This is a genomic window from Halomonas sp. BMC6 (assembly GCF_964204995.1).
Classification (GTDB): Bacteria; Pseudomonadota; Gammaproteobacteria; order Pseudomonadales; family Halomonadaceae; genus Vreelandella.
The window spans coordinates 1,553,916-1,575,864 of the sequence record NZ_CAXNSH010000001.1; the positions used below are offsets into that span (position 1 = coordinate 1,553,916).

Sequence of the window (21,949 nt, forward strand, 5' to 3'; positions counted from 1 at the left end):
GGCAAGCTTTAAGAAGATCGACGCAATTAGCTCCATAATTCTGCTTTTTGTTCAACGGCGCTATGCCCTTGAGATTCAGTGGCTTAAGCAGCGTCAATGAAGTGAATTAATGAAGACGCGTGGGCGATGCACTATTTTTCATCAAACGCTCACTTTAACTCGTTAAGCACCTTATAATTTCCCATCGTTCACGATGCTCTCTATGGCGTCACCCACCCTCGCCAATGAACAAGGATGCACCCATGGCTAAGACTTCTTCTCTCACTCTGTTGATTGTGGCGGTGGGCGGCGTTGCCGTTGGCTACTTTGCCGCGCAAACGTTGCCAAACCTGGCCCCTCCTGCAGAAGCGCCCGACGCAGAAACGACGGCCGAGCAGGACACGACGCCTGCGGCCCTGCAGGGCCTGGAGTACCTCACCTTGGGCGAGCGTGCGCGTGGCGAGATCACCTCCGCGAGCGAGCTCAACGGTAAAGATGGCAGCCGCTTTACCCGTTATGCCATCACGTTGGACGAAGAGGCGCTAGTGGAGGTGTCGTTGAGCGGGGCGCTGCAGGGCACCGTCGCCCTGTATGACGACCAGCTTCAACTGTTGGCCAACGCAGACACGGTACGCCACCGCATCGAAGAGAACGGCGATTACATCGTGGTGATCAGCGGTGCCGACGCGCATAGCTATGGGCCTTTCAACGTCAACAGCCGCACTATTGAGCTGAGCGATGCCGATACCATGACGGTGGGTACGCCCATCGATAGCTGGCTCGATACCACCGAACGTGAGATCACGCTAACCATCGAAGAAGCAGGCATGTACCAGATCGAAATGCGTGCCGATGAGTTCGATGCGTACCTAGAATTGGAAGGCCCGAACGATTACTACCGCGAAGATGACGACAGCGCGGGTGAGTTGAATGCTCGCATTGCCGATTTTCTTGCCCCCGGTGAGTACACGTTGACTGCCCGCTCTGCCTTTGGTGATGGCAGTGGCCTGTTCACCCTGACGGCCGAGCCCCATGAGCTGCCGGGGAATGGCGAGCTGCGTAACGATGGCACCGTCACCCCCAACGAGACGCTGAGCGGCTGGTACAGCGGGCAAGACGTCACGTATGACTTAGAGATCGACCAAGCGGGCATGTACCAAATCGATATGAGCTCCAGCGATGTGGACGCTTACTTGGTACTCGAGGGCCCTAACGGTTATTACCGTGAAGATGATGACAGTGCGGGTGAGTTGAATGCGCGCATTGCCGATTTTCTCGCGCCGGGTACTTACCAACTCACGGCCCGTACCGCCTACGGCACTGACAGCGGGCTGTTCACCCTCGCCATCGAGCCGCGTGATCTGCCGAACGATGTCGAGTTACGCAACGAAGGCGCGCTCACTCCCGATGAAACGCTCAACGGCTGGTACAGCGGCGAGGCTCTGACCTATCAGCTCACGATAGAGGAAAGCTCGCTCGTCACGCTGAGCATGAGCTCTAACGACTTCGATACGTATCTTGAACTGTACGGCGAAGGCGTGTCCTATACTGACGACGACAGCGGCGGTGGTACCAACGCCCGTTTAGAGCAGGCGCTACTGCCCGGCACCTATACCGTGAGCGCACGCGGTTTTAGCGCCAGCGGCAGCGGTATGTTCGAACTAGCGGTGAGCGCAGAACCCACCGAAATGCAGCCGGACACCTAAAGCCACCGCGAAGTATCGGTTCGTTTTCAACAACGCCCCTGCCGCTCTGCAGGGGCGTTGCCGTTCTACGATGATCAGCCCGCCTCATAGGGTGAGTGATTCACAAGGAGGTTAAGATGCTACGCACGTTCAAAACGCTAGGAGTGGGTCTATCGCTCGCCGGAGCGCTTCTCTTGGGCGGCTGTTTGGCCGCTGATACATCGCCCTCAGAGCCGTTTGCATTGGCCTCGCTGGCCGTGGAAAAACAGTACGTGGCCCCGGGATGCCAAGGGGAGCAGTGTTCGACGGTGACTATCTCAGCGCTGGCATTTCCCCAGGCGCCTGCGTTAAGCGAGGCCCTACAAACCCGCTTGCTCACCCTAGGCATGGCGATCAGCGACGAGACGGCTGCCCCTGCCGAGAGCTGGGACGCGTACGCCGAGCGCTTCCTGAGTCTGGCTGAAGAGGACAACCAAGCCGCGCCTGGTGACATGACCAGCGAAGCGCTATTGGAAGCCACGGTGTACGCACGTCATCACGACCTGTTGGTCATCGAACTCAATAGCTATGTGTATCATGCCGGCCAAGCGCATGGGCTTCCGTTGACCGAATACATGGTCATCGATGAGCGCGAGCGGCGCATCGTCGAGCCCGAGGACATGCTGGTGGACGGGCAGGAGGCCGCTTTCGATACCCTTTTGGCTGACGCGCATCAGCGCTGGATCACTGAGATGGGCTTTGATGCGCAGTTTGCAGCCCAGTGGCCGCTGAGTAAAAGCCGCAACATTGCGCCGCTGGAGGACCGCTGGGAAGTAACCTACAACGTTTATGACATTGCGCCCTATGCGGCGGGCCAGCCAACCCTCACGCTCCCCCTTGAGGCGCTGAAAGGCGTGGCCAAGCCGCGTTACCTGGGCCAATAAACTAGCTCTGCGATTGCTCCTAATGGCGTAAAACAAATCGCCGGTTATCGACTACGCTGAAAAGCAGCTCGCCGACACGAGACGTGTGGGGGAGCTGCTTTTTTATTGTTCCCACGAAGACCAATAGGCATGGATCGCTTATGACACTCGATACGCAAGCCGCTCGGCAAGTGCAGCTACTGGTGGTCGATACTCAGGGCCGCTTGCTGCTCAAACGCGAGGCATCGCCTCCCCACTGGACGCTACTCGGCAGCGCGCTGGCTCACGATGAAGATTACCCGGCGGCGGCAATCCGTTTGCTCTTCGAGGAAGCCGGGCTTACCTGCCCCTTGGGGCCGCTACTTCGCCAGCGTGCCCACACCGCGAAAGCGGGCCAAACCGGTGAAGAGCGCTTTTTCTTGGTGCGCTGTCCTGATACCCAGCTTGACACCCACGACAACGCCCAGGGCAGGCTGATGCTGGACGATGGCCGTGACGCCACGCCCTGCTACGCGTGGTGGCCACTCTCGGAAATGCAGAGCAGCGAGAGTGACACCTTTTCGCCGTCCTGGTTGCCAGAGCTGCTGGCCAGCGTGCTGTTTAGCGAGATGATGATGCCCACCTCAGCGGCCCGCCTTTAAGCACCCAACGACCACCAGCAGGGCGGCCGTAGGTAGCCGCCAGTCGAATACGCTCATGCCTGCCAGGACGAGTAGCAACGCTGCCAAGATAGGCACGCCATACGCCAAGCTGCCCACGAGGCTGGCGTGACCGAATCGCAGCGCTTTGTCCCACGCCACCATGGCGATGCCGTAAGGCCCCAAGCCTAGCGCGATGCCTGCCACGAGCGCTTCGCCGCGGGGCAGCGCCACGTCACCCTCCAGCCAAACGCTAGCGATACAGGTGAGTGCACAAGCAATCAACAATAAGCGCGGCAGCAGCGGCGTGAGTGAGATAGGGGCCGCTTGACCTAGCCATGAATAGAGTGCCCAGCAGCAGGCCGCCAGCAGCGCCAAGCCATAGCCGGAAGCCGAACCGCCAACTCCCCCGCTGAGCGCTTGGGGCAGCAGTAATATCGCCGCGCCCGAAAAAGCGATCAGCGCGCCGGCCACGCTTGCCCACTGCAACCGTCCCCAGCGGCTCCACTGGCTCAGCAGCACGAACAGCACCGGCCATGTATAGGTAATCAACGCCGCTTCGGCGGCGGGGGCGAGACGCATACCAATGAAATAGCTGCTGACGGCGCCTACGATCAGCAGCGGGATACCCAGCCAGACGATCAGCTGCCAGCCCAGCGAACAGGTGGGCATAGAAACACGACGGCTGAGCGGCAGCGTGGCCAGCGCGCCTGCTAGCAGCGTGAGGGCGGTGAGCTGTAAGGGGGCCGTGGCATTGGCGAGTTCGGCCAGCAGCGGTGCCATGCTCCATAACGTCACCGCCAGCAAGGCGGCACACACGCTGTATGTTGAGGATACCGCTACCGGGGAGTGAAGGGGGGGCATGATGCGTCTCCTAAAGCCGTCGATGATTCAAGCCGTCAAGGGACCCCGTCTTGAAAGGATCCCATGCCGCGCAGCATACTCATCACTTACCCATCAAGATAACGATCTTTTATGATCGATATCATCAACAATGGTGATGTATGCGGGCACCCACGTTTGACTTGACGCTATTGAGGACGCTGGTAGCCATTGCGGACACCGGCAGCGTGACGGCGGCGGCAAAACGGCTGGCCTATACGCAGTCGACGGTGAGCATGCAGCTGCAGCGGTTGGAGGCGCAGCTCGCGGTGAGCCTGCACGAGCGGGAAGGGCGGCGGCTGCGCTTTACCGCAGAGGGCGAGCGTTTACTGGCCCATGCACGACGGCTGCTGGCGCTCAACGACGAGGCCTGGAGCGATATGCAGGCCCGCCAGATTACTGGCGATCTTACGCTGGGCATTCCTGAGGATTACGCCTCACTGCTGCCGTCGGTGTTTGCGTACTTTCACCAGCTTTACCCCGCCGTAGGGCTAACGGTTCAGTGCGGCACCAGCGCCCACTTGGTCGAACAAGTGAAAGCCTCGGCGCTGGATTTGGCGCTGGTGACGCGCCAGCGGCACTCCCCCGGGGGCGATGTCATTCGCCGAGAGCCGCTGGTGTGGGCGGTAGGAGTACACCAGCAGCCCTCCTTGAGTGACCCTATTCCACTGGCGCTTTACACCCCAGGCGCGGATGTATTTCGCGAAGTGGCCGAGCAGGCGCTGCAAGCCGCCGGGCGAGATTGGCGAGTGGCCTATACGAGCCAATCCATGGCGGGGCTAGCGCCGATCGTGACGGCGGGCTTGGCCGTGGTCGTCGTGACTCGCAGTATGCTCACGCCTACGCTGCGCCCGCTGGATGAGAGCAGCGGGTTGCCTGCACTGCCGATGATCGAGCTGGCCCTGCACCGCGCCCCGCACCGTCCATCCGAGCCCGCACGGCGGTTGGGTGAATTGATACGCGAACAGCTAGCGGCTGCCAGCGAAGCGTTATAAGGTAAACCGCTGGCTAATCATTATTTTTCTAACGGGTCGACGTTGCACTATGCTGACGGTGACGACATGGCTGGGCAGGGAGTCTTGAATGCACGAGTTAGATCACTATATCTATCCACACCGGGTGCTGCACTGGCTGGTGGCACTGGCGGTGCTGCTCTCGCTGGCGAGCGGCCTGACACTGGGGTTTTTGGGCTATGAACGCACCTTGGCGCTGGTCGGAAATACGCTCACGAACCTGCTCTATACCAGCCATAAAACGTTGGGCGTCACGATACTGCTGCTCATAACGCTGCGCATCATCACGCGAGTGGCGTTCGTGGTGCCGGATCACGATCCGCCTTTGAACGCCTTCGAACGTATGGTCAGTACCAGCGTTCACCACCTGCTGTATGCCGCATTGGTGGCGATGCCGCTGATCGGCTGGGCTGCCACGGCGACAGGCGGCTTCCCCGTCGAGTTTTTCCACTGGCACTTGCCAGGGCTGCTGGGTAAAAACGACGCTCTCTCGCAAACCCTGTTCATGTGGCACGAGCGTTTGGGCTGGGCACTGGTGGTGCTGATCACGCTGCACGTTGCGGGGGCGCTATTCCACTGGCGTATCAAACGCGACAACGTGATGAAACGCATGAGCCTGTTTGACTAAGCGGCGCCGCTTCTCCTCCTATCACGCCGAACCATAGCCGTAAGACCGGTTGGTTTGGCGTGATTTCTCCGCGTACATATGGCAATCGGCCTCTTTGAGCAGTTGCGCGAGCGTGCAGTTGTCGTCGCGGCTAAGGCTCATCCCGATGCTGATACCGACCTTCACCAGCGCGCCGCAGGGCAGCTTGATCGGTGCGCTCACGGCCTGGGTGATGCGGCTGCAGATATCGTCCAGCAGGCTGGGGTCTTGGATGTGCTCCAGCAGTAAGATGAACTCATCTCCACCAAAGCGCGCGCAGTGGTCGCCTTCCCGCGCCACGTGCGCTAGCCGCTTGGCCACTTGCTGAAGCACGAAATCTCCCGCTTCGTGGCCGAATTGATCATTGATCGGTTTGAAGCGATCGAGATCGCACATGATCAGCGCCAGCGGCTCGTGTTGGTCATGGCTGCGGGCCAGGGCCGCTTCGGCGTAGCGCACCAAGCCGTGCCGATTCAGTAGCCCCGTGAGCATGTCGTGGTTGGCAAGCTGCTCTAGCGCATGAGTGCGGGCAGCGACTTTGGCTTCCAAGGCGGCTTCCTGCTTCTTGAGCATGGCGACGGTGTTGGCCTGGGCGCGCTCTTTTTGCCATTTCAGTTTGTTGAACCGCGCTGCCAAGGCAAAGGAGAGCAGCAGCATCTCGATGGCCGAGCCGATCTGAATGCCATGCAGCGTGACGAAGTTCGCAGGCAGTATGCTCATGTTGCGCAGCGCGAACACGGCCGCGCCAAGTAAAAAAATCGACCACGCGACCACGAACAGGCGAGCGCTCGGCACGCGTCGCCAACTGCAGTAAATTCCACATACTAACAGCAGCAGCGACGCGCTGAACCCAACCACATCCATCAAGCGTAGCGCGTATTGTATGGGTAGCAGCAGGGCGGCGAGCAGTGCGACCCAGTAGATCATTCGGCAGCCTGACAGCATACGGTGCCAGCGGGGGCTATAGCGCCACGTGTTGAGAAAACTCTGGGCGAACAGTGTGGCCATGGCCGAGGCAAACGTGAAACCAATGGCCACGAGCCGCGCGGTGTGCTCGCCGAGAGCGCTCCAGAAGATCAGGGTTCCCAGGCCATTGAAGGTCAAGATCGCCAGAGTAAAACCAAAGCTAAACAGCGCGTAGTAGAGAAAGACGCGCTCCTTGAGACCCAAAAAGAGCAGAAAGTTATACACACCCAGCGCCAGCAGCATGCCGAAGTACGTGGCTAGCCAAAAGTTGTGCCGATCGTTTTGGGTATAGAAACTGTCCGGCGTCATCACGCTGTAGTTCAATACCTTACTCCCGGCGGCGGTGACTTGGCTGTACAGCGTGACGGTTTCGCCACCGGCGAGCGTCACTGGAAAGACCGCCTGTCGGTGGGCGAGCGCGCGCGCCGAGAGCGGTAGCGCACTGCCGCTTTGCTGCACCTCGCTAAACTGCGCTCTCAGGGTGTAAAGCGTGACGACATCCAAAAAAGGATATTCGAACGTTACCAGCCAGGTGGCCGGGCGGGGCGAGGCGTTGTGCAAGCGAACGGTCAGCCACGTGTCGCCTTGGGTATAGCCTAGGTGTAAGTCGTCATCGCTAGTGACGGGTTGAAAATCCTTCGTGTGGTCCAGCACGTCACGTAGCGTTAGCGGTGTCTCGGTGTGCCAGTAGCGAGTGACGTCGTTGAGCGAGTAGCGGGCGTGTTCAGGAGAGATCGACAGCGTATTCGCGGCGCTTGCCTGAAGGCACCCACTGAACGAGAGGACAACGAGACAGAGCAGTAAGCGCTTTAACCAACCGTGAGCATCCATAGCGTTCGCTTTTGTGATGTTTTTACTCCGCTCAGGAAACCCTGATCGCTAACGAAAGGGCGAAAGAAAGACGCCTTCGTGGTGCGGGTAGGATGGCGTGGGTCATCCAAAACCACTTTGAGTGTAGCCGTGATTCCCTCCCAGCAGATGAGAATGATGCTAAAGCGTGAGACGGTTCAGACTTTCAGTGAGTCGCTGAATCAACTGCCCGCTATGTCGCCAAAAGTGCCAGTAGAGCGGTACGGTTAACCCGTGCCCCGGCGCGATACTCACCAGTTGGCCTGATTGCAACTGTTCGGCAGCTTGGCGCTGCGGAATCATGCCGTACCCAATGCCCGCCATGGCCAAGCGCACAAAGCCCTCTGACGAAGGGCACAAATGGTAAGGAAAGTGCCCCTGGTAGCCGCACTGGGCCAAAAACTGGTGCTGTAGCTGGTCGTGGGGGCCAAAGACGATAGCCGGTGCTTTTTGAAAAGCCTCTGCGCTCGGGCCTTCTGAAAAAAAGCGTGCGACGTAGCTGGGCGATGCCAGTGGCTGATAAAGCATGTCTCCCACGTGCAGGCAGCGCGCACCGGCGATCGGATGGGGTGTAGCGCATAAGCAGGCGGCAACATCGCCATCTCGCAGGCGTTTTAAGCCCACGTCCTGGTCCTCGATGACCAGGTCGAGCAGCACCTCCTCCGATTGGCAGATATCCGCCACAGCGTCGGCCCACCAGGTGACGACGCTATCGGCATTCACGGCGATGCGGAGCCGAGGGGCGGCTCTTTCCAGGGTCGGTAGGGCGTCGTGTAAATCGCGCTCCAATAGCTGCACTTGCTGGTAGTGGGCGAGTAATCGCTGGCCCGCAGGGGTGGGGGCAAGAGTGGGATGGCGTATCAGCACCGGCTGGCCCAGGCGAACTTCTAGCGCTTTCACTCGTTGCGAAACGGCCGATTGCGACAATCCCATCACGTCGCCTGCCCGCTCGAAGCCGCCGCACTCCACCACGGTGGCCAGGGCATGCAGTAATTTGTAATCCACCATGGCGTTCTCTCTGTTGTTGGCTAGGGCAGTTAACCAACCCCACATTGGTGAGTAAAGACGTGCACGTCACGTTGCGTAAATGAAAATCAGTCTCTTTGTTTGACTTGCCGGGGAAGTGCGTCACAATTCGCCGCTTATGTGTAAAGGGGATGCAGCATGGAATTATTGCGGGTGGTTTTTTGTCACTACCGCTGGCCGTTTCTAGGCGCACTGGTGCTGAGCCTAGTGAGTGCTGGGCTAGGGGTGGGGGTGATTGCGTTCATCAACCAGCGGCTGATCGAAGCGGGCAGTGCCCTCTCCGCATTGCCCCAGTTTTTAGGGCTATTGGCGCTGCTGCTGGCGGTCACGCTGGGCACGCAGCTAGCGCTCACCTTGCTGGGCCACTACTTCGTCTTCGATCTGCGCTCCCGGCTGGTGAAGCGGATTCTGGATACCCATATCGAACGGTTAGAGCAGCTTGGTAACGCGACGCTATTGGCAAGTCTCTCCAGCGATGTGCGCAATATCACCATCGGCTTCGTGCGCCTGCCGGAGCTGGTGCAAGGCGTAGTGCTGACGCTGGCCTCGGTGGCGTACCTTGCGTGGCTCTCGCCGCAGATGGTGGTGATCACCGTGCTGTGGATGGCCTTCACCATGGGCGTTGGCTGGGTGCTGGTATCGAAAGTGTATCGCCACTTCCATCAGGTGCGCGAAAGCGAGGATCGACTGTACAAGGATTATCAATCGGCGATCGAGGGCCGCAAAGAGCTGGCGCTTAACCGTGACCGTGCGCGGCGCTTTTTTGATGAATCCTACACGGAGAACGCCAAAGCGTACCGCCACCACATCATTCGTGCGGATACCTACCATCTCAGCGCCAATAACTGGTCCAATATCATGATGCTGGGCGCCATTGGCGTGGTGTTCTTCATGGCCAACGTGCTGGGCTGGGCAAGCCCGGCGGTGGCAGCCACCTTTGCTCTAACCCTGCTGTTTTTACGCACGCCCTTGATTCAGGCCGTGGGCGCATGGCCCACGTTAATCAGCGCCCAAGTGGCGTTCGATAAACTGGCAAGCCTGGAGCTAGCGGAGTACCAGCCGGGCTTTGATGTGGAGGATCGCTTCCACGACTGGCAGCGCTTAACGCTCACTAACGTGGTGTATCGCTACACGCCGTCCTCCGGGGGCGAAGGCTTCCAGGTGGGACCGCTCAATCTCACGCTGGCGCGTGGCGAGCAGGTGTTTCTGATTGGCGGTAACGGCAGTGGTAAATCGACGCTGGCGCGTCTGCTGTCAGGATTGTACCGCCCGCAAAGTGGCCAAATTAGTGTGGATGGAAAGGAGCTTAGCCCGCAAGAGTGGGCTGCGTTTCGGGCGCGCTTTGCCAGCGTCTTTACCGATTTTCACCAGTTCGACCAAGCCATGGGGCCGGGCGGCAAAGCGGCTGACTCCGCGCTGGTCGCGACCTGGCTTGAGCGGCTGCAGATGCAGCATAAGCTTGAGTGGCAAGATGACCGGGTGGTGAATACTCAGCTCTCGCAAGGGCAGCGCAAGCGCTTGGCACTGCTGCTGGCGATTGCCGAAGAGCGGGATATTTTGCTGCTGGATGAGTGGGCAGCGGACCAGGACCCGCAGTTCAGGCGGCTGTTTTACCGCGAACTGTTACCCCACTTGAAAGCAATGGGCAAAACCGTGTTTGCCATTAGCCACGACGACAGCTACTTCGTCCATGCGGATCGTTTACTGGAGATGTCCAAGGGTCAGCTGAGTGAGTTGACGGGAGAGCAGCGGGCACAGGCCAGTGAGGACGCGGTGGCGCAGATCAGCTTGTAATGAGCGGCTTACCCTTTGCGCCGCGCCTGGCGGTCGCACCCTTCTAGCGGGCAATTACCGCATACGTCAAATTCATCGAGCAGGTAGCGCAGGCAGCAGAGCTTGCGCACCCGCTTGACCTCTTCACTGCCGCTGGGCTGATACGTACGCACTGGCTCGAATAGCGGATTGCGCTGCCCGTTGAGGGTGCGCGATTCCAGCAACGCGCGCGTGGTGGCCAGCGCCTCTTGGTTGACCAGCGGATGCGCTGCCAGGGCATTGACGTAATAGTCCACGTAGCCGCCTGCATTGCTCCAAAACACCCGTGGCGCGGCTCCAGAAATGGCCGAGAGGCGCTCGATGAGCGGTGCCCAGTGCTGCTCGATGAGCGTGGTAAAGCGCTCGGTGGTGTCCTGCGTTGTAAAGCGCTCGCCTTCATGGGGCAGCCAAAGCCCTTGAGCGCAGCCTTCTTCATTTTGGATCACATAGAGATCGTCCAGCCCGACGGGTAGGTCGCGGTTCAGCAGCAGATGAGCCGTCAGCGTGGGAACGGTGACGGTGCTGAAGTGCCACTTCGACCAGAGCGAGGCAATGGCTCGCTTGTCGCCGCCGGGGTAGCGGCTGGCGTAGCGCGCCATGTCCTCTTCGAGCAGCGCAGCGTTGCGCCAACGAGATGCCTTGATAGCCCCATGCGGCACCGCACCACCGATCAATGGCGGCGTAAAGTGCTCAAGCGGCCCCTGATAGCAATCAGCAAGAGACAGTGGCAGGGCGGTGTCGGGCTGGCGCAAGGCGAGAGGCATAACCGAACTCCAAGACGTGATAAGCGCACGTGGGTAGAGCGCCAGCATAAGCGATAATGCTTATCAGTTGAAGAGTTAATTGAGAACGACTCGTCTTCCAGCCGTGGCTATTATTGCGCCACGGCTATGCGGTGCCCGCCGTTTGGATGCTGCATGACCTGCATGGGTAGCCCGTAAATGGCTTCCAACGTGTCGTTTTGCATCAGAGCATCGGGCTTGCCGTGGGCCAGCAGGCGGCCGCTGTGAAGCGCCATGAGCTCATCGCAGTAGCGCGAGGCCATGTTGATGTCGTGAAGCACGATGATCACGCCCAGATTCAGCTCGTCGCAGAGCTTACGAATCAGCGCCAATACCTCCATTTGGTGGGCGATATCCAGCGCTGCGAGCGGCTCATCCAGCAGTAAAAAACGGCTGCCTTGGGCGATCAGCATGGCGAGCCACACCCGTTGGCGTTCACCGCCTGAAAGCGTATCTACCAAGCGGTCGGCGAAGGCTTCCGTGTGGGTGAGGGCAATCGCCCGCTCAATCGCCTCTTTGTCTGTTTGATTATGGCGACCTAGTAGACCGTGCCAGGGGTAACGCCCAAACGCCACCAGCTCGCGTCCGGTGAGATTTTCGGCACTGGGTAGATGCTGGGGCAGGTAGGCAACTTGACGGGCAAACTCACGATGCCCCCACGCCTGCAAAGGGCGTTCATCAAAATGAATATCGCCTTCACTGACGGGCTGCTGCTGCGCCAGCAGCTTGATCAGCGTCGATTTGCCAGAGCCGTTATGGCCAATCAGGCCATACACCTTGCCTTCTTCAAAAGTATGGTGAATTGGTTGAAGAAGGGGCTTGCCGTTGATGGCGAAGGTGGCACCCTGAACGTTAAACATGCGTCACTCCTGGCCAAGCGGACGTCGCGCGAATGAAAAGTGCATTGTATCGCTAATAGTTATCATTTAGAAATTTTTCCGTGACCGGCCGCTTATTTTTGTCATCAACGGCAAGCGTTGGTGCACGATGGCCATCACGATATGCCCGACGACCAGCAGGAGCAGTAGCCAAGAGAGCGGGCTGTGTAGCAGGTCGGCAGGGAGCATGAGCGCTGGGACCTCGTTCTCTGCACCAGGAATCACCTCAATACCATAGATCTTGAGTGGCCAGCCGCCGGCGTAGTTTCTGATTACTCCAAGACTGGAAATCAGCATCAACAGCACATAAAACAAGCCATGCACGGTGCTAGCCAGCCGGCCACGTAACGTGTGCAACTGCCGAGGCCGCTGACCACGCTGGTTAAGCCACCAGACTAATCGCGCTAAGGTGATGACCAATAGCAGTAGGCCAATCGCTCCGTGTGGCGCTAACCGTGACAGCATTAACGTCACGCTTGTTTCGCCAAATACACGCCACATGACCACGACAAAGAACTGTGTAAGCACTAATAGCGCAGTGAGCCAGTGCAGTAGACGACTGACGACACCGTAATGATGGGGAGTGTCGCGCCATGCAGTGGGCAACAGTGTAGAGGAGAGAGCAGCTTTCATAACGAGACTTAGTGGTAATGGGCTGAGCCAAGATTGTAGTGTGAATACTTATCATTTAGAATCTCGCCCTTTGATTTATTTCTGTTCCCTCGATTGCCAAGGTCACGCCAATGACAATGCCTGCCCGTGCCTCCGCTGTCCTCGTTGACGGGATATTGTCATGCATCTGATGGGCCGCCGTTCTCCCGCTCATATCTGCTTACTGCTGAGCTTGCCGTTGATGGTGCTGCTGGGGCTGAGCCTTCAGCAGCAGGGCGGTATCGCGCAGAGTGTTCAGGCGCTGCTGTTTCCCACGCTCGATAACGTCGATGAGCTGCTGCTGCACTTCGCTTGGTGGCCGCGTTTTACCATTGCGCTATTAGCCGGTGGCGGTCTAGCACTGGCTGGGGTGTTGATGCAGCAGGTGCTCCGCAACCCGCTGGCATCGCCCACCACCTTGGGCGTGGCGTCGGGCGCCAACTTGGCGTTGATGGCGGCTACGCTATTGGCCCCCGGCGTGCTTACGATAGGCAGTGAGTGGATTGCATTGCTGGGTGGCGCTGCCGCTATGGGGCTGGTGTTTGCACTTTCGTGGCGGCGTGGGTTGGCGCCCATTGCGGTGGTGCTGGCGGGGTTGGTGGTCAATCTTTATCTGGGGGCGCTCTCGACGGCCCTGCTGTTGTTCAATCACGAAACCCTGGCGGGTCTGCTGATTTGGGGGGCTGGCTCCCTGGCGCAAAATGGTTGGGATGGCGTGGCGTCGCTGGCTCCCAGGCTAGCCATTTGCGGCTTGGCGGCGTGGCTGCTGCTGCGTCCTTTGGCCGTTTTGGAGTTAGACGACGCCAGCGCCAAAAGCCTGGGGATTTCGCTGAAGCATTTGCGCTTTGCCGGGTTAGGGCTGGCGGTCTTCATCACCGGCAGCGTGGTGAGTGTGGTGGGTATCATCGGCTTCATTGGTTTAGCGGCTCCCAATATCGTGCGTATGGCGGGGGCACGCACGCTGCGTGCGCGCTTGCTCTGGTCGACGTTATTAGGCGCCGTACTGTTGGCCACCACGGATCTCTTACTGCAGCGCTTTTCCGGCATGATGGCGACGCTGATTCCCACCGGGGCCGTGACGGGCGCCTTAGGCGCACCGCTGCTGATGTGGTTAATTCCGCGCCTTAAACTGCAGGGCGACCGACCTCCCCAGACAACCGGCGTGGTGATCACGCGCCACGCCGCGCCCCATCGGTTAGCGATAGGGCTACTGCTAGCGCTGGTGGCAGCTATGGTGGTGGGCCATTTGGTGGGGCAAGGGGCCAACGGCTGGAGCATCATCGCCCCGACGAACTGGGGAGTGATCGAGTGGCGCTTTCCGCGCGTGATGGCGGCAGCGGCCAGCGGTTTGATGCTGGCAATAGCGGGCACTATTCTGCAGCGCCTTTCGGCTAACCCCATGGCGAGCCCTGAAGTGCTGGGTATCAGTGGTGGCTGCGCCATCGCGCTGATTTTAGGTATTTATCTGCTCCCCGCTCCCAGCAATGCCATGCTGGTGGCGATAGGAACGCTGGGGGCGTTGGCGACGCTGCTTGTGCTGGTAGCGCTCAACCGTAAGAGTGGCTTTGTGCCTGAGCGTTTACTGCTCAGCGGCGTAGCGATTAGCGCGCTGTTCGATGCGGTGCGCAGCGTGCTGCTGGCGGGCGGTGACCCGCGCGGCCAGCAGGTTATTGCGTGGCTGGCAGGCTCTACTTATTACGTGGATGTAGGCAGCGCGCTGCTCGTGGGCAGTATGGCGGCAGGACTTGCGTTGGTATCGCTGCCGTTCACCCGCTGGCTGGATATTATGCCGCTGGGTACCGCCACAGCGCGTTCGCTGGGCATTGGCCTGAACCGTGCGCGCCTAGCACTACTGCTGCTGGTCGCTGTGCTCACCGCCTGCGCCACGCTAGTGGTGGGGCCGCTCTCCTTCATTGGCTTATTGGCACCGCACATGGCCCGGCTAATGGGCTTCTCCCGCGCCCGCCAGCACTTAGTAGGCGCTGCCTTGATCGGTATGCTGTTGATGGTGTTGGCCGACTGGGTGGGCCGTCAAATCATGTTCCCGTATGAGATTCCCGCAGGCTTGGTGGCCTCGCTGATTGGCGGCGCCTACTTCATGTGGGGGCTACGACGGCTATAAGCTGTGCTAATGCGCCATTAGCAAGATGATTTTTGGTTATGTGAGCCTTCCCTTACCCTGTCGCCATCTTCACTCCAGCAAAAGGCGAACGGCAATGTGGGAAAGCTACTTAACGGGTTTGGTAGTTTGCGGCGGTATCATCATGGCGATTGGGGCGCAGAACGCCTACGTGCTGGGGCTGGCCGTTCGCCGCGAGTACCACTGGTGGTCGGCGGGGCTGTGTATAAGCGCGGATATCATCCTGCTTACGGCGGGTATGTTTGGTGCCAGCGCGTTTTTGCTCACCATGCCCAATGCCATGGAAGCCATGCGCTGGGTAGGCGTGCTATTTTTGAGCTGGCTAGCGGCACAAGCGCTATGGCGCGCTGCCAGCGGCCGCGAAGGCTTGAAAGCCAACAGCGCCAAAGCGCGTAGCCTGCGCGGCGTGTTACTGGCGACGCTGGCGGTGACGGTGCTCAACCCGCAAGTCTACCTCGATACGCTGCTGTTAATTCCCGCCATTGGTGCCCAGCAGGAGAGCGCCGGTGTGTTCGTTGCCGGAGCGTCAACGGCGTCGATTCTCTGGTTCAGCTTGCTGGCCTGGGGCGGCGCGGCGCTGTCGCCCTGGCTCTCCCGCCCTGCGGCATGGCGCACCATCGACGGGCTGATGGGCCTAATGATGGCCGCCATCGCGGTGCACCTGGCGCTCGGCTCGGCGTTGTTGTAACGGTTTGATTGACGTATTACGCCTGATCGAAGTAGCGCTTGATGATATCTAATACCTGCTCAATATCGCTGTCGCTGATATCGCGATGCACCACCATCCGTGTGGCGTAGAGTAGCTCTATCAGTACGCCATGCTCTTTAAGCCAAGCGGCCAGCGGCGCGATATGCGCTTTGTCGATCTGAACAAACACCATATTGGTGGCCTGTGAGGTCACCTCGATGGCGGGAAAGACGGCCAAGCCTTCCGCCAAGTGGGCCGCACGGCGGTGATCGTGTGCCAAATCCGCTACATGGTGATCCAGCGCGTGCTGGCAGGCGGCGGCAATAATACCTGCCTGGCGCATTCCGCCTCCCACTACTTTACGCCAGCGCCGAGCGCGGTCGATCAATGCCTGAGAGCCCACCAGTGCCGAGCCCATGGGCGTACCTAGCCCCTTCGAAAAGCATAGCGATACGCTGTCGAAGGGCTGGCAGAGCTGCGTGAGTGAGGTATCCGTCGCGACGGCGGCATTGAAGAGCCGGGCACCGTCTAGGTGGGTGGCCAGACCATGTTCTCGAGCCAGCGCGGTGGCCTGCTGCACGTACTCGGCAGGCAGTACCTTGCCGCCTATGGTGTTCTCCAACGCGAGCAGCCGGGTGCGGGCAAAGTGAAAATCGTCGGCTTTGACGGCGGCGGTGATTTTTTCGAGTGGCAGGCTGCCGTCTGGGGCGTTCTCGATCGGCTGCGGTTGAATGCTGCCCAACACGGCGGCACCGCCCCCTTCATAGCGATAGGTGTGGGCGCTCTGGCCAACGATGTACTCATCACCCCGCTCGCAGTGGGCCATCAAAGCCACCAAGTTGCTCTGGGTGCCGCTGGGGAATAGCAGCGCGGCTTCTTTGCCCGCACGCTCAGCCAGCGTGGCTTGAAAGGCATTCACCGTCGGGTCGTCGCCCCACACATCGTCGCCCAGCGGCGCCGACATCATGGCGTCTCGCATGGCGGCGGTAGGGCGTGTCACCGTATCGCTACGTAAATCAATCGTCATCGAACGACTCCTGGTTGGGGAGTGGGACAGGGCATGATGCCGATAACCCACTATGGTTAATGGGCACGACACCCAACGTTTATCTGCCCGGTCTGACCGTATGGCAATCCAGCATAGGCAATAAGATGGATCTTAAAAGTGGTTATCCGTTCTGGACGGTAAAAAATGGCTTGTTAGCGCCGTTTCCCCAGCTTACTCAAGATCTCAATGTAGACACAGTGATCATTGGTGGAGGTATCACCGGTGCTTTGATCGCCGATGAGCTTAGCCGCCACGGCCATCAGGTGGCGGTGCTCGAACGGCGGGACGTTGGCTGGGGAAGCTCTGCCGCCAGTACGGCGCTGCTGCAGTATGAAATAGACACCCATATGGTGCATTTGGCCGAGCAGTACGGTGAGGTCAATGCCGTGATGGCTTATCGAGGCTGTGCCGAGGCGATTGTGTCCCTGGAGCGCTTGGCTGCCGAGTTGGGCAACGTCGCGTTCAGCCGCCAGGAGAGCCTCTACTTTGCGAGTCAAGAGGCGGATGTCGCTGCCTTGAGCGCTGAACTTACGATGCGCAAGCGTTTTGGCTTCGATGTCGCTTGGCTGGACAAGCGCACGATCGAGGCGGACTACGGCTTTTCTGCGCCAGGGGCGATTCTCTCCTCGCTGGCCGCCCGTGCCGACCCTTACCGTATGGCGTATCACCTATTGGAAAACGTCGTCCGACGCGGCAGCCAGGTGTTCGATCGCACCCAGGTGGAGCAGTTAACGCCGGACGGCGAAGGAGTGAGCGTCGTGCTGCGCAATGGGGCGACGCTACGCAGCCAACAGGTCGTCATCGCCGCCGGTTACGAAAGCCAAACGTGGTTGCCGGAGCCCGTGGCGGCCAATCGCAGCAGCTATGCGTTCGTGACCGACCCCTTACCCCGCGAGGTAATGGGCAAGCTGGGACACACGCTGGTGTGGGAGTCTGCGCGGCCGTATCTTTATCTGCGTTCTACTCAGGAGGGGCGACTATTGATCGGCGGAGAGGATGACGATGAAGACATCGCCGAGCGCCGCGACGCCCGGGTGATGGAAAAAGCGCGAACGCTGGCGGCCAAGGTAGAGGCGCTCTGGCCGGACCTTGAGATCAATCCGACGTTTTGCTGGGGCGGCACGTTCGCGGAAACCGACGACGGCTTGCCCTATTTCGGACCTCATGAGGCGCTGGGGCCAAGGGTTCATTTCGCCATGGCGTACGGGGGAAACGGGATTACTTACAGTATGATAGGTGCCCAACTGCTGCGGGCGTTGATCGAAGGGCGCGATCACCCTTTGCGCGCGCTGTTCTCATTTCAGCGCTAGCGCCCACGGGCATCAACGCGTCGCTGATAAGACGCTACACTACGAGTACGAACGCCTCTCATGCGTTCGTACTCGTCGTTAAGATAATCTTCCTGCCGTATCGCATCGTTTGATGAATAAGTGAGTGTTTGTCATGAGTCCCGCCCTGTTCCTTCGTGCCCTGGAGCGCAATGATTTGCGCTTCGTCCATGAACTCAATAACAACCAGAGCATCATGTCTTACTGGTTTGAGGAGCCTTACGAATCCTTCGATGAGCTCGAAGAGCTGTACAACAAGCACATCCACGACAACGCCGAACGGCGCTTCGTGGCCGAGGACAGCGTCGGTAACGCGATTGGCTTGGTGGAGCTGATCGAAATCGATTACATCCATCGCAGTGCCGAGTTTCAGATCATCATAACGCCCGAGCACCAGGGGAAAGGGTTTGCGCGCTCACTGATTCGTCAGGCACTGCACTACTCCTTCACGATTTTGAACCTGCATAAGGTCTACTTGATCGTCGCAGTGCAGAACGTCAAAGCGATTCATCTCTATGAAGAGAGCGGGTTCATCGAAGAGGGGCACTTGGTGCAGGAGTTCTTCATCAACGGCAAATACCGTGATGTAAAGCGCATGTACATCTTGCAAGAGACGTATTTGGCGCAGCTAGGACAGCAGCCAGACGAAGAAGGAGGGTGGGAGTAGATGTCCCGCATCTCGGTCAACGGCCAAAGCGCATTGACCGAGACGCGGGAAGCGCCTTATTGCTGGCGCATGTAGGCGGCGAGGGCATCGAACGCAGCGCGCTGCTGCTGAGCACGTTTTGCCCATACTTCCATCACATCGACTTCCATGGCCGATTTTTGAGACGTGGCATCTTTCATGGCGAACACTCCTGGTACAGGGGGAAAGGAAACGTTTTTGTTATACACAGCTTGCGTTGTGCAATGCAGTAAAATAGCTGTGATATGAATATTAGGCGCTTTCCTCCGGCGTGACTAGTCCAAAAGATGTAAGTGATCTGCCATTGCGCGTAAGAAATAGCTTACAAATCGTCGTGAGAGGGGCGCCTGTTGGGCTAGCTTGTTGAATGGAAAAGATTTTCATAATACAAAAAAGCCGACATGGCGTGTCGGCTTGGAGGGTTATCTTTTCGTCTAACGAGATGGAAACCGGCGCAAAAAGCGCTAGCTAGCCGTAAAAATCGGCGATGGCATCATTGGCGGCGCGTAGCCACTGTGCCTGGCAGTGCCAGAATGCCAGCACGTCATCGCTGACAGGCGGGGTGAGGTGGGTGACGATCATGGCAAGGTCCTCCTGTGGGACGCCCTTAACAGTGTAGGCCTATTGATGTTGCGTTGCAGCATCAATAGGCGTTCCCCTGACGTTCGGCAAAGTGGCGCGTCTCGGGCTAGGCTAGGTAGGCTGAATTGTCATTTCCCTGCGAAAGGAGTCGCACATGAGCGCAAACGTTGCCGAGATCATCGTCGAAACACTGCAAAGCGCAGGTGCCAAGCGCTGCTATGGTGTCGTGGGCGATACGCTGAACCACTTTACGGATGCGTTACGGCAAAGCGATATACAGTGGGTAGGTGTACGTCACGAAGAAGTGGGTGGTTTTGCAGCCGGTGGCGAGGCGTATATGACCCAGGAACTAGCGCTATGCGCAGGTTCCTGCGGCCCGGGTAGCCTGCATTTTGTGAACGGGCTGTTCGATGCTCACCGTAATGGCTCTCCCGTGGTGCTCATCGCCTCGCAAATTGGGCTCAGTGATACCGGTAGCCAATTTCCCCAGGAAGTCGATCAAAGCGCCATTTTCAAACAGTACAGCGTGTTTTGTGAAACCGTTGTCTCTGCCGAGCAGGCGCGCCGTATGGCCGCTTTAGCCGCCCAGGCGGCGCTCGCCAAGCGCGGCGTTGCGGTGCTGATTGTACCGGGCGATGTGATGACGCAAACGCCGGATAATCAGTTGGGCTATCGCACGCATCGGTTTAGCTACTCGCTACGGCCAACGGCACAAGCGCTGGTGCCCGCCGTCGAGCAGCTCAATAAAGGTGGCAACATCACCATTTTTGCCGGCGCTGGCTGCGAGGATGCGCGGGAGCAGGTGATCGCGCTAGCGGAAAAACTTCAGGCGCCGATTGCCTGGACCTCTCGGGCGAAGGATTTCATAGAGCACGACAACCCTTATCACGTCGGCATGACGGGCGTGTATGGCCTGGAAGGCGGCTATCACGCGGTGGCCGAGTGCGACACCTTGCTGCTACTCGGCTGTAATTTTGCGTTTAGCCAGTTCTACCCAGAGCGTGCGACGATTATTCAGGTAGACCAAGACCCTACGCATATCGGCAAGCGTTACCCGGTAGACGTGGGCATCGTCGGCAGCACGCGGGATACCTGCGAGGCGCTCACTCAAGTTGTTAAGGAGAATACGCGCAGCCACTGGCTAGAGAAGTGTCGCAAGCGCTACGCCAAATCGTTGGAAAAATCGGCCCATCAAAGCCGCGATAGCCAAGTGATTCACCCACAAGAGCTGACGTTGGCCATTGACCGCCACGCGGCGGAGAATGCCTTTTTTACGGCTGATACCGGCAGCGTCAACGTATGGATGCTGCGCCATATTCGCTCCTCCCAGCAGCGGCGCACCCTGGCGAGTTTGCAGCACGGCACCATGGCCAATGCGTATCCCCAGGCGTTGGGGATTCAGTTGGCGTATCCCCACCGCCAAGTGATTGCCATGTGCGGAGATGGCGGGTTAACCATGCTGATGGGGGATTTATTAACCTTAGTGCAGCAGCAAATTCCGCTAAAAATCGTGGTGTATAACAACAGCTCTCTAAGCTTCGTGGAATTAGAGCAAAAAGTAGAAGGGTTGCTCGATGCTTACACGGAGCTTAAAAACCCCAACTTTGGCGAAGTCGCCACCGCCATGGGGTTATGGGGTCGCCGGGTCGAGCAGGAAGCCGAACTGGATGTCGCGATTAGCCAGTGGCTTGCCCAGCCGGGGCCTGCCTTATTAGATGTGGTGGTGAACCCCATGGAGCTGGTGATGCCTCCTAAGGTAGAGGCCGGGCAGGTCGCTTCAACAGCGCTCTACTCCGCTAAAGCCGTGTTGAGCGGGCGCATGGACGAGGTGGTTCACTTAGTCAAAAGTAACTTCTTAAAACGCTAGCAGGGTTATCGCGTGCTATGTTGGCAGCGGCTCATGACAAACCGACAATAGTAAGAGCAATGCTATGACGCAAACGCCCGCCATTCATCACCATGACCGCTGGGTGAATACCGCCAGTGGTCGAATATTCACGCGAACTTGGGAACCACACAGTGCTCGCTCGGACGTTCCGATCGTGCTGTTCCATGATTCTCTGGGCTGTGTAGATCTATGGCGCAGCTTCCCCGCCGCGCTGTGTGCGGCAACACGGCAGCCGGTTATTGCTTACGACCGGCTTGGCTTTGGCCGCTCCGATGCGTACTCAGCGCCTTTGCCGCTGAGTTTTATCGACGATGAACCCACGGGGAGCTTTGCTGCACTGCGCGAGGCCTATCCAATCACACGCTTTATCGCTCTGGGCCATAGCGTTGGGGGCTGCATGGCGGTGCACTGTGCTGGGGGTTACCCGGATCAGTGCCAAGGGCTGATAACCATTGCTGCCCAAGCGTTTAACGAAAACCGCACACGGCAGGGGATCGAGGAGGCAAACGTTGCCTTTCAGGCGCCGGAACAGTTCGCCAAGCTGGCTAGGCACCACGGCGACAAAGCCCGCTGGGTACTCAACGCCTGGGTGGAAACATGGCTAAGCCCCGCGTTTGCAGAGTGGTCACTCATCCCTGCGCTTGAACAAGTACAGTGCCCGACACTCGTGCTGCATGGCGAAAAAGACGAGTACGGGTCTCATCGTCAGCCAGAGCGTATTGCCCGCTATACCCAAGGCCCCGCCCGCTGCGAAATGCTGCCCGGCATCGGTCATATTCCTCACCGGGAAGCCGAAGCCGTGGTGGTCGAGTTTGCCCGCCAATTTATCGCTCGCCTTGCCTATTAATGGCTCAAGCCCAGGCTCGTGTGAGTACCATGAG

The 21,949-nt window shown here is 59.0% G+C and carries 20 protein-coding genes; 12 read left to right on the top strand and 8 right to left on the bottom strand.

The genetic code is table 11. The features are described 5' to 3' along the window. Positions 1–242 precede the first annotated feature (242 nt). The 3 genes from AB6K10_RS07395 (at position 243) to AB6K10_RS07405 (ending at position 3,207) form a co-directional block, all read left to right on the top strand. Positions 243–1,685 carry a hypothetical protein gene (locus AB6K10_RS07395; RefSeq protein WP_159341315.1) on the top strand — a complete coding sequence of 481 codons (1,443 nt, stop codon included), beginning with the start codon at positions 243–245 and terminating at the stop codon, positions 1,683–1,685. Positions 1,686–1,801: 116 nt separating this feature from the next. After that, complete coding sequence (locus AB6K10_RS07400; RefSeq protein ID WP_159341316.1) at positions 1,802–2,587, top strand: RsiV family protein; 786 nt, start codon at positions 1,802–1,804, stop codon at positions 2,585–2,587. 140 nt (positions 2,588–2,727) lie between these two features. Next, entirely contained in the window at positions 2,728–3,207 is a 480-nt protein-coding gene (locus tag AB6K10_RS07405; protein WP_159341317.1) for an NUDIX domain-containing protein, read from the top strand. On the opposite strand, the gene AB6K10_RS07410 is transcribed toward AB6K10_RS07405, so the two are convergent. Further along, on the bottom strand, positions 3,190–4,068 hold the full coding sequence (locus AB6K10_RS07410; protein ID WP_339118331.1) for a DMT family transporter: 879 nt from the start codon (positions 4,066–4,068) through the stop codon (positions 3,190–3,192). The genes AB6K10_RS07405 and AB6K10_RS07410 overlap by 18 nt on opposite strands. Positions 4,069–4,208: 140 nt before the next feature. On the opposite strand from AB6K10_RS07410, the gene AB6K10_RS07415 reads away from it, so the two are divergent. After that, positions 4,209–5,081 (top strand): LysR substrate-binding domain-containing protein, encoded by an 873-nt coding sequence (locus AB6K10_RS07415; protein WP_159341319.1) that lies wholly within the window; start codon positions 4,209–4,211, stop codon positions 5,079–5,081. 88 nt (positions 5,082–5,169) lie between these two features. Further along, complete coding sequence (locus AB6K10_RS07420) at positions 5,170–5,727, top strand: cytochrome b/b6 domain-containing protein (protein ID WP_339118332.1); 558 nt, start codon at positions 5,170–5,172, stop codon at positions 5,725–5,727. Positions 5,728–5,748: 21 nt separating this feature from the next. Here the strand turns inward: AB6K10_RS07420 and AB6K10_RS07425 are convergent, their stop codons facing one another. Together AB6K10_RS07425 and AB6K10_RS07430 are read right to left on the bottom strand one after the other, a co-directional pair. Further along, complete coding sequence (locus AB6K10_RS07425) at positions 5,749–7,542, bottom strand: diguanylate cyclase (RefSeq protein WP_339118333.1); 1,794 nt, start codon at positions 7,540–7,542, stop codon at positions 5,749–5,751. A gap of 159 nt (positions 7,543–7,701) precedes the next feature. Next, positions 7,702–8,568 carry a LysR family transcriptional regulator ArgP gene (locus AB6K10_RS07430; RefSeq protein WP_339118334.1) on the bottom strand — a complete coding sequence of 289 codons (867 nt, stop codon included), beginning with the start codon at positions 8,566–8,568 and terminating at the stop codon, positions 7,702–7,704. Between the two features lie 156 nt (positions 8,569–8,724). Here AB6K10_RS07430 and AB6K10_RS07435 point away from each other — a divergent pair, with 156 nt between their 5' ends. After that, a complete protein-coding gene (locus tag AB6K10_RS07435) occupies positions 8,725–10,380 on the top strand; it encodes a multidrug ABC transporter permease/ATP-binding protein (protein ID WP_339118335.1) in 1,656 nt (551 codons plus the stop codon). A gap of 8 nt (positions 10,381–10,388) precedes the next feature. Here AB6K10_RS07435 and fhuF read toward each other — a convergent pair whose 3' ends face one another. The 3 genes from fhuF to AB6K10_RS07450 form a co-directional block, all read right to left on the bottom strand. Then, entirely contained in the window at positions 10,389–11,162 is a 774-nt protein-coding gene (fhuF, locus tag AB6K10_RS07440; protein WP_339118336.1) for a siderophore-iron reductase FhuF, read from the bottom strand. Between the two features lie 110 nt (positions 11,163–11,272). After that, complete coding sequence (locus AB6K10_RS07445; RefSeq protein WP_159341325.1) at positions 11,273–12,040, bottom strand: ATP-binding cassette domain-containing protein; 768 nt, start codon at positions 12,038–12,040, stop codon at positions 11,273–11,275. Positions 12,041–12,106: 66 nt separating this feature from the next. Next, positions 12,107–12,691: a cytochrome b/b6 domain-containing protein gene (locus AB6K10_RS07450; RefSeq protein WP_339118337.1), complete on the bottom strand. Its 585-nt coding sequence runs from the start codon at positions 12,689–12,691 to the stop codon at positions 12,107–12,109. A 160-nt stretch (positions 12,692–12,851) separates the two neighbouring features. Between AB6K10_RS07450 and fhuB the strand changes: the two genes are divergently transcribed. Both fhuB and AB6K10_RS07460 read left to right on the top strand, forming a co-directional pair. Further along, positions 12,852–14,831, top strand: a complete 1,980-nt coding sequence (gene fhuB / locus AB6K10_RS07455; RefSeq protein WP_339118338.1) for a Fe(3+)-hydroxamate ABC transporter permease FhuB — start codon at positions 12,852–12,854, stop codon at positions 14,829–14,831. A 94-nt stretch (positions 14,832–14,925) separates the two neighbouring features. Then, a complete protein-coding gene (locus AB6K10_RS07460) occupies positions 14,926–15,537 on the top strand; it encodes a LysE family transporter (protein WP_339118339.1) in 612 nt (203 codons plus the stop codon). A 16-nt stretch (positions 15,538–15,553) separates the two neighbouring features. Here AB6K10_RS07460 and ltaE read toward each other — a convergent pair whose 3' ends face one another. Continuing rightward, on the bottom strand, positions 15,554–16,564 hold the full coding sequence (gene ltaE / locus AB6K10_RS07465; RefSeq protein WP_339118340.1) for a low-specificity L-threonine aldolase: 1,011 nt from the start codon (positions 16,562–16,564) through the stop codon (positions 15,554–15,556). Between the two features lie 125 nt (positions 16,565–16,689). Here ltaE and AB6K10_RS07470 point away from each other — a divergent pair, with 125 nt between their 5' ends. Beyond that, positions 16,690–17,895, top strand: coding sequence for an FAD-dependent oxidoreductase (locus AB6K10_RS07470; RefSeq protein ID WP_339118341.1), 1,206 nt, complete (start codon positions 16,690–16,692; stop codon positions 17,893–17,895). Positions 17,896–18,028: 133 nt separating this feature from the next. Then, positions 18,029–18,580, top strand: coding sequence for a spermidine N1-acetyltransferase (gene speG, locus AB6K10_RS07475; protein ID WP_339118342.1), 552 nt, complete (start codon positions 18,029–18,031; stop codon positions 18,578–18,580). 56 nt (positions 18,581–18,636) lie between these two features. Here speG and AB6K10_RS07480 read toward each other — a convergent pair whose 3' ends face one another. Continuing rightward, positions 18,637–18,759, bottom strand: a complete 123-nt coding sequence (locus tag AB6K10_RS07480) for a hypothetical protein (protein WP_285262748.1) — start codon at positions 18,757–18,759, stop codon at positions 18,637–18,639. Positions 18,760–19,334: 575 nt separating this feature from the next. Here AB6K10_RS07480 and AB6K10_RS07485 point away from each other — a divergent pair. Then, positions 19,335–21,047 carry a thiamine pyrophosphate-dependent enzyme gene (locus tag AB6K10_RS07485; protein ID WP_339118343.1) on the top strand — a complete coding sequence of 571 codons (1,713 nt, stop codon included), beginning with the start codon at positions 19,335–19,337 and terminating at the stop codon, positions 21,045–21,047. 64 nt (positions 21,048–21,111) lie between these two features. Beyond that, positions 21,112–21,915: an alpha/beta hydrolase gene (locus tag AB6K10_RS07490; RefSeq protein ID WP_339118344.1), complete on the top strand. Its 804-nt coding sequence runs from the start codon at positions 21,112–21,114 to the stop codon at positions 21,913–21,915. Positions 21,916–21,949: the final 34 nt, after the last annotated feature.